This is a genomic window from Variovorax sp. 01T439_2, from assembly GCF_056398445.1.
Map to the genome: position 1 here is coordinate 1 of NZ_JBFTPJ010001239.1, position 1,325 is coordinate 1,325.

Sequence of the window (1,325 nt, forward strand, 5' to 3'; positions counted from 1 at the left end):
CGCCAACCCAAGTAAGGAAATTGCCCATGTCTGATCCCCGCCCAGCCCACAAGCGAATCTTGTTGAAGCTGTCGGGTGAGGCGTTGATGGGAGACGATGCCTTTGGTATTAACCGCGCCACCATCGTCCGCATGGTCGAAGAGGTGGCCGAAGTGGTGAACATGGGTGTGGAAGTCGCCGTCGTGATCGGCGGCGGCAACATCTTCCGCGGCGTTGCGGGAGGCTCGGTGGGCATGGATCGCGCCACGGCCGACTACATGGGCATGCTGGCCACCGTCATGAATTCGCTGGCCCTGGCCGACGCCATGAACAAGCAGGGGCTGGTGGCGCGCGTCATGTCCGCCATTGCCATCGAGCAGGTGGTCGAGCCCTACGTGCGGCCCAAGGCGCTGCAGTACCTCGAGGAGGGCAAGGTCGTGGTGTTTGCCGCGGGCACCGGCAATCCGTTCTTCACCACCGACACGGCCGCCGCGCTGCGCGGTGCCGAAATCGGTGCCGAGCTGGTACTCAAGGCCACCAAGGTCGACGGCGTCTATTCCGCCGATCCGAAGACCCATCCCGATGCAACGCGCTATTCGTCGCTCACTTTCGACGAGGCTATCGCGCAGAATCTCGGCATCATGGACGCCACGGCCTTCGCGCTGTGCCGCGACCAGAAGCTGCCGATCAAGGTGTTCTCGATTTTCAAGAACGGCGCGCTCAAGCGCGTCGTCATGGGCGAGGACGAAGGCACGCTGGTGCATGCCTGAGGAGTAATTTGAGATGACGACCCCCACCATTGCCGAAATCCGCAGCGCGACCGACGCCAAGATGAACCAGTCGCTCGCCGCGTTCCAGAACAACCTCACCAAGATCCGTACCGGCCGTGCGAATTCCGCGCTGCTCGACTCGATCCACGTCGAGTACTACGGCTCGCAGGTTCCGCTGAGCCAGGTGGCCAATGTGTCGGTGCTCGACTCGCGCACGATCAGCGTGCAGCCCTGGGAAAAGGGCATGGGCGCCAAGATCGAGAAGGCCATCCGCGAAAGCGACCTGGGCCTGAACCCGGCCTCCATGGGCGACCTGATCCGCGTGCCGCTTCCCGCGATGAGCGAGGAGCGCCGCAAGGAAATGACCAAGCTGGTCCGCAACGAAGGCGAAAGCGCCAAGATCGCCACGCGCAACCTGCGCCGCGATGCGAACGAAGCGGTCAAGAAGCTGGTGAAGGAAAAGCTCGCCTCCGAGGACGACCAGAAGCGCGCCGAAGCCGAGATCCAGAAGGTCACGGACCGCCACATCGCGGAAATCGACCGCCTGGTCGCGGCCAAGGAAGCGGAGATCATGGC

2 protein-coding genes are annotated in these 1,325 nt (G+C 63.4%); both read left to right on the forward strand.

The features are described 5' to 3' along the window. The first annotated feature begins 26 nt into the window (after positions 1–26). Positions 27–749: a UMP kinase gene (gene pyrH / locus AC1DOC_RS33905; RefSeq protein WP_018905021.1), complete on the forward strand. Its 723-nt coding sequence runs from the start codon at positions 27–29 to the stop codon at positions 747–749. A 13-nt stretch (positions 750–762) separates the two neighbouring features. Next, the coding region (gene frr / locus AC1DOC_RS33910) for a ribosome recycling factor (protein ID WP_478131599.1) at positions 763–1,325 on the forward strand (563 nt) is incomplete at its 3' end.